We start from the raw sequence: 6,881 nt of genomic DNA on the forward strand, positions 1-6,881 counted from the left end.
TGCTCCTCCCATTATACCATGGAGGAAGATGGGAAAATGAGAATATCCAAGGGCCTGGGGCGTTTCATGCATGCTAAAAGGAGCTGTGACAAAATGTACAATCATTTCGTCACAGCTCTCTTTTAAATTCCTTATTTCCTTACATTTCCCATTTCGGGTCTGCGTTGAGCGCTCTTGCTACGCCGATGAGATCAGCTTTGCCTTCACGGAGGAAGAGGTCGGCTTCTTTCTTTGTTTTGATGCCGCCTGCTACGAGGATCGGGGTGAATACGCATTTCTTGACGGCTTCGGACATGTCGGTGAAGAAGCCTGGTTCTGCGTGGCCCGGTCTGAAGATCTGGCAGGTGCCGCCGGAGAGGTTCAGGAGGTCGATGTGTTCTCTTTCGAGGAGTTTAGCTGCCGCGCATGCGTCTTCGATGGTGCTGCCGCCTTCTTTGTAGTCGCAGCCTCCCAAGCGTACGGAGACGATGAAGTTCTTATTGGCTTTGGCTTTGATGCCTCTGATGATTTCGAGGGTAAAGCGGAGACGGTTGGTGATGGTCTGCGGGCCGTATTCGTCGTCTCTGTGGTTGGTGATCGGCGAATAGAACTGGTTCAGGAGGTAGGCGTGTGCGCAGTGGATTTCTACGCCGTCATAGCCGGCTTCCTGGACGCGGAGGGCTGCTGCGATGTATTTCTGCTCCAGATCGTGGATTTCATCGACGGTAAGGGCTCTTGCCTGGTCTCTGGTCCATTTGATGTCAGAGGCGGAGACGAGGTCCATGCCTGTGTAGAGTTTGCGTGTGTTGGCGCCTGCGTGGTTGATCTGCGCGAGGAGGCAGATGTCAGGACGCACGTTGCGGATGGATTTCACCATGGCTTTCTGTGCATCGATGACGGAGTCGTCGGCAAAGGAAATCTGGTGCGGGTCTGCTTTGCCCTGTGGATCGACATAGCTGTGTTCAGTGATGATCATGCCGACGTTTGGGTTCGCTGCAATGGCGCAGTAGTGCTGCGTGATTTTTTCGTTCGGCTTGCCGCCGTCTGAGCTTTCAGTTGCGAGCGGCGGGAACACGAGACGTGTGGAGAGTTTCTTTCCTGCGAGGATAAATGGTTTTTCAATCATGTGAACAGTCCTTTCCGGCTTTTGCCTTCAAAATGAGAATTTACATGAAATATTCCAAAATGTATCTCGTTTATTAGATACATAAACCCAAAAATAGACGGCAGGATTCCCTGCCGTCTTTATTATACCTTATAATGACCGGTTATAACGAGTTACGGATGAACTCTGACAATCGGCTGATGTTCCTTTCGTTGCAGCGGTAGTATGTCCACTTGCCGAGACGGCGCGATTCCAAAAGACCTGCTCTCTGCATCATATCAAGATAATGCGAGATGGTCGACTGGGAAATCTGAGTCTTTTCGCAGATCGATCCAACACAGACACTTCTGTCAAAACGGTCTCCCTCCGGCACATGGAGTCCCTGGGGTGGAAAGTTATTCTGCGGTTCCTTCAGCCACTTTATGATGTTTAGCCGTATAGGGTTCGATAGAGCCTTGAAGATTTCTAATTCATTCATGTCTTAATTATATATTGAGAATTTATAATCTGTCAACATTTGATTTATAAATACAAATGGGCATATTCAAAAGATTTCTTTATACTGGATTTTACTCGATATTATCGGATAGAAATTTATAGGTAGAGTAAAACAAAGATATTTAGAATTATTAAAATTACAATTCATTCGCAACTATAAGTCATTGCTTTTCTCAATAAGCATGAGGAAAAGAGATAGGTGGAGGATGAGGGAGAGAGGAATAAAACCATACAACCTCGCGTTGCTCGTGGGAAATCAACCCTATCCACCGCGAAGCGGTCCCCCTTCCCCGTCTGGGAAGGCGAGTATTGGTGGGCTGCTCTGATCCCTCCCAAAAGTCAGGACTCTGGAATATCGAGTGGGCGAGTTGTTTTATGTATACTCTTTATCTTTTTCAACGTAAAAAGCAGGCAGTTCCCGCTGCCTGCTTTTTTGAAATAGTGTTTCTTCCCGGAAACGCTGTTTCTTTCAGGAATTCTTCCTTCCCCGGAATCATTCCATCCCTGTTTTGTTATTCATATCTACCATAAATCTTTCTCTGATGCGGTCTTCATCGAACGCGTCGTTATATTCTGCGTTCCTGCAAAGGATGCAGTAGAAGGCAACGCCTGAAACGGCACCCGCGAGAAGTCCTGCCGCAATCCCTAACATGGTTCCTCCCATTTCCACAAAAGTCCGGGCCCTCCCCGCCCTTCTTTTGTACTATCCCCGGTATGAATTACTTCCAGATGATTTTCATCCACTGCGGATAGGCAGTCTTGAGATGTTCTTCGACGCTCTGGAAGAGGGCATAAATCATCGAGCCGCTTACTTTTTCTTCCGGGCAGAGGATGCTGAGATCGAGGACGAGGTTTCCTTCGTCGTCGAGGTAATATTTGAATGCTTTGTATTGTTTATTGAACTTGTTCATAAGCTCTTCGAGTGCTTTTTCGTTGTTCTTCTTGGCGCTCTGAGCGACAAGGAGACGGACGATGCCGTAGATGCTCTTGTCAAGGATGACGATGATTGGCAGTCTTGCGTTTTCAAGCTGCATGTGCGAGCGGAATACGGCGGTTTCCAATGGATCTTTGGCAATTTCTTCGACAGCGAAGTCTTTGAGTTTTCTCTTGTCCAAGTATTCTTGGAAACTTTCTGCTTTTTTGTTCATTTCGATTCCCTCTTTCTAAATCAATAGAGCTTCCCCGGCGCCATTGCCAGGGCCAAAGCTTTTTCCCTGCATTTACTCTAACCTATCGCAAAATGGAATGAAACTATCCGAAAGTATACTTTTTTGCGATTTTTTACACAAAAGTGAAGGGAAATTTTTTAGAATGCGCTGCTGAGGGAGAAATGGATCCTTGTCCGGCCCTGTTCCTGATCATTGATGGTGCGGATGAGCGGGAATGCAAGAGCGACGTTGAGGGAAATGTGGTCGTTGATCTGGCTCTTGAGGCCAAAGCCCGCACCGACAAGGTTCCTGTCGTCATAGGCGCTTTTGCCCCAGACACGGCCGCCGTCCAGGAAGAGATATCCTTTCAGACGGTGCGATTTTTCGAGGGGGAAGTTGTATTCGGCACTGGCTGCAAAGCCGCCGTCGCCGCCGATCAAACTTTCCTTGTAGCCGCGGACGCTGTACATGCCGCCCAGGTAGAACATTTCTGCAGAGGGCAGGTAGTTCGTGCTGGAAATCTGGCCGTCAAGGCGGATTGTCCAGTCCTGGCCGGATTCGTACGCTTTCTGGTAGACCATGTTCAATTCATACTTACCAAAGGTGCTGTTATCCTCATACAGGTTCTTGTACCAGCCTGTCCGGTAGCCGTGCTTCTGGTAGAAAGCGGAGGATCTTCCGAAGTCGAGCTGGTCGTAGTAGAAGAGGAAGGAATCGATGCGGTCGTCGGTCCAGTGCATCCTCATCGGTGTCTTCGTGCCGAAGTCGGTCTTGGAACGCTGGTGCCCGTACTCGATGCCCCATTCGGATTTCATGTGCTCGGAAGTTATGATTGGTGAAACCATGTAAGCGGTCAATGCATACGCATGGCCCTTGACGCCCAGGCTTTCGAACGGCCCGTCCACGACGTTGACGCTGTTTGTCGTATAGGAAATGCCGGCCCGCGTGCCGATGGTGTTTACCGGCGTATTATAGCTGGCGGAAATAGCTTTCATGCCTTCGAAACGGACGCCGCTCAGGAAGAAATGGTCGCGGTTTCCCATGACGTCCCGGTCCTGCCAGTAGGCGCCGACGCGGTAAAGGCCGCTCGTGTCGCTTCCCGCATTATCCGAGAAGACCCCTGCAATCTGCTTCTGCGGCTCTTTGACGGCGATCACGTAATCCGTCGTCCCTGTTTTCTCGCCGGATTTCAGGAGGATGCGGAGCTGCGCATCATTCGTCGCATTGAAACGGAGGAGATCCGCATTCAGGCGGTTCATGTCCTGAATGTCCCCTTCTTTGATATGAAGTCTGTCCTTGATATAGCTTTCATTCGTAGAATTTCTTCCAACCATTGAAAGTGTGCCGTTTTTGCCTTCGATAAGGCCGATGTGAACGGTTCCCTCATGGATCGTCTGCGGTGCAAGGTATGCGCGGCAGGTGATGAAGCCCTTCTTCTGGTAGAGAGCATTGATATCTCCGACCAGAGCATAGAGATCATCCAGAGACACCTCGCGTCCCTGATACTTTTTCACAATCTGTGAGATTTCCTCCGGCTTCAAGACCTCGGACTTTGGAATCTCTACTTTTTTCAGCACAAAACGGACTGCTCCTTCGGGCTTTTCCTCCGCAGGAGCCGTCTCTTCCACCTTGCTCTTGTCCCAGCCCTCAGCCATCCGCTGCGCCACACGCTGACGCTCCAGCTGCTGGCGTGTCATATTCAGCTGCACGCCTGAATCCGTCGATCCTGACGGCCGCAAAGGCTCACCGGCCGCCATGACCGGCATCGATAATAAACTTCCCAAAACCAGAGCTTCCAGAGCCCGGACCATATTTTTATTCATCATCCCAACCTCGCCTTCCCGACGAAATCACTCCGCCATTCCCAAAAGCGGACGAATAAGCGCATCCTGAAGCGGACACTGTCTCTTTATATAGTGTAAGAGATAATGATTTGGAAAAAAATTATCCGAAAGTATACTTTTGAAAGGAAATGTGAAGGAAATATATGAAAAACCGGGCAACCGAGCTACGGCTCGAAAAACCTTTTTATAAAAGACAATGAATACTGCACCCCTTTCTCTGGCAACAGTTAAAAGATAAGCCAGACGCCTTCCCCGCTGGGGCAGGTCAAAGCCTTCCGTATCGACGAGAGCGGCTATTATCAATGGCGATGTACTGCGTCCTGATTTCTCTCTCATACAGCTCAGTCGTATGGTTTTCCATCGCTCCCCATGCCCACGTCAAAAGGAGCCATGCGGGTTTGATCCTGCATGGCTCCTTCTTATTCCTCCTTTATCCTTCTACTTTAATTTCTGCTTCTTTTTCTGTCTTGTCTTCGATGGCTGTGGTCAGCTGGCTTGCGTCGACGAGGCCTTCGTGGTCGAATTTAGCACGGCCCGGGTTGTACCTGGTGATTCTTGTGGTCATGCCGTCTTTGCCGGTTTCTCTGGCCATTTCTTCAGCCATGCTGTATCTCTGGCTGTAGACGTGGTTGTATGGTTTGACTTCCACGAGGTTTCCGTTGCTCCACTGTCTGCCGGTGTCTCCGTCGAAGTGGAGGTACATCCATCTGCCCGGGTTGCCGTCTCCAAGCCAGGTTTCAAGGTCTGTCCCTGGCCGGTTCAGGCTGGTGTCATTCCAGTAGGTGGTGGAAATGTTCCTGCCTGCGATCGGGGTGGTGCCGAAGACCTGGGTGCTCATGGTGCCGTTACTGAAGTATGCCCTGTCTTCTACGTAGAGTTTGTCGATCTCGATGGTTCCGCCAGATACAGAAACATATCCGTTCTTCATCCAGAGGTGGTCGAATACGAGTTCCGTACCGCCTTTAAGGTCGCCGATGACGAAGTTTTCAATCGGCGCCGTATCATCGGCTGCGATGGATGCGAATTCGAGCGGTGTGGTGTACCCTTCCCGCTGGGCGACGCTTCCGATGTCGATGTGCGTGCCGGAGGTGTCAAGCCTGCTGCCTGCTGTAACATGTGTAGCTTCCATCACTTTGTCAGGGTTCCTTGTGATGACGGCTACGACGTCTCCGTCTACGGTATCGATGACAATGTCGCCGTCTTTGACGTCTGCGCCTGCTTTTTCAAGGGCGTAGAGGGAGTAGAGGTCAACTTCACCGCTGCCGCTGTGGCTGATGGTGAGGTTTCCGCCTTCGGACCTGATGACAGCATGGTCGCCGTTATCTTCCAGCCAGCCGTCCTTGATGTCGCCGGTTCCAGTGGTGGTGATTTCGACGTTTCCGTCCTTCGAGGTGACGTTGATGTCTTCGGATGCATCGTCATCGAGGCCCTTGAAGAAGATGTTTCCTTCATTGGTGCCAAGGCTGATATCCGTGCCGGAAGTAAGGTCATCGCGCAGTGTAATGGTTCCCTGCTTGGCTGCCTTGATTCCGGTCTGCCCGGCGGCGTCGGCTTTCCCGTCGAGGGTAATATCTCCCTCACCGGTATTGAGGAGGATGTCCGCTCCGCTCTTGATATTGCCAGCGTAATGGACATTTCCGCTTTCGGTCGTAGCGAGGACTTCCTTGTCTGCAGTGACATCGCCAAGGAAATCCACGTTTCCACTGGTGGTGTAGCCGCTGACGTAACCGTTCGTGGCCGCTGCCGTGCTGCGGACGATGATATTTCCTTTATCCACATTTCCTGTTTCATTGACGGTCATGAGGTCGACGTTTCCATTGCCGGAAGAAAGCGCACCGCCGATATCCATGGCGCCGTTTCTGGTGCCCATGGCAATGTTGTCTCCGGCCTTGAGGCTGCCTCCGGTCTGGATGATATCGCCTTCGTGAGTGCCTGCCAGGATGTTTCCGCCTGCCGTTGCGCTGCCGGTGAGATTCATGCTGCCCTGATCGGTCTCAAGATCGATATCATCGCCGGCTTCAAGGTCGCCGGTAAGAGTGACTTCTCCTGCCTTGGTGAAGACTTTGATAGTCTTGTCTTCGGAAGAAATGTTTCCTTCGACGAGGACATTGCCTGCCTTGGCGGCTTCGATGTCCATGTCACCCACCGATCCTGCGCTTCCGTAGATGTTGATGTCTCCGGTTTCTGTCCGGATCACGGCCGTATTTCCGGATGCGAGCCCGCTCTTCTCTGTTTCCGTGCCGACTGCAATCTTGCCGTTGTCGGTGGAAATATGGAGGAGGCCGCCGGATGTGACATTGCCTTTGA

The 6,881-nt window shown here is 51.1% G+C and carries 6 protein-coding genes; all 6 read right to left on the reverse strand.

The window, feature by feature from the left end; all coding sequences use genetic code 11:
- Positions 1 to 139: 139 nt before the first annotated feature.
- Complete coding sequence (locus OIM03_00955; GenBank protein ID HJI72851.1) at positions 140 to 1,105, reverse strand: NADH:flavin oxidoreductase; 966 nt, start codon at positions 1,103 to 1,105, stop codon at positions 140 to 142.
- 142 nt (positions 1,106 to 1,247) lie between these two features.
- Complete coding sequence (locus OIM03_00960) at positions 1,248 to 1,562, reverse strand: helix-turn-helix domain-containing protein (GenBank protein HJI72852.1); 315 nt, start codon at positions 1,560 to 1,562, stop codon at positions 1,248 to 1,250.
- A gap of 513 nt (positions 1,563 to 2,075) precedes the next feature.
- Positions 2,076 to 2,234, reverse strand: a complete 159-nt coding sequence (locus tag OIM03_00965; GenBank protein HJI72853.1) for a hypothetical protein — start codon at positions 2,232 to 2,234, stop codon at positions 2,076 to 2,078.
- 67 nt (positions 2,235 to 2,301) lie between these two features.
- Positions 2,302 to 2,730, reverse strand: coding sequence for a YbjN domain-containing protein (locus OIM03_00970; protein HJI72854.1), 429 nt, complete (start codon positions 2,728 to 2,730; stop codon positions 2,302 to 2,304).
- Between the two features lie 158 nt (positions 2,731 to 2,888).
- Complete coding sequence (locus OIM03_00975; GenBank protein ID HJI72855.1) at positions 2,889 to 4,556, reverse strand: BamA/TamA family outer membrane protein; 1,668 nt, start codon at positions 4,554 to 4,556, stop codon at positions 2,889 to 2,891.
- Between the two features lie 24 nt (positions 4,557 to 4,580).
- Positions 4,581 to 4,910 (reverse strand): hypothetical protein, encoded by a 330-nt coding sequence (locus OIM03_00980; protein ID HJI72856.1) that lies wholly within the window; start codon positions 4,908 to 4,910, stop codon positions 4,581 to 4,583.
- Positions 4,911 to 6,881 lie beyond the last annotated feature (1,971 nt).

This window comes from Veillonellaceae bacterium (assembly GCA_025992895.1).
GTDB lineage: Bacteria > Bacillota > Negativicutes > Veillonellales > Dialisteraceae > Dialister.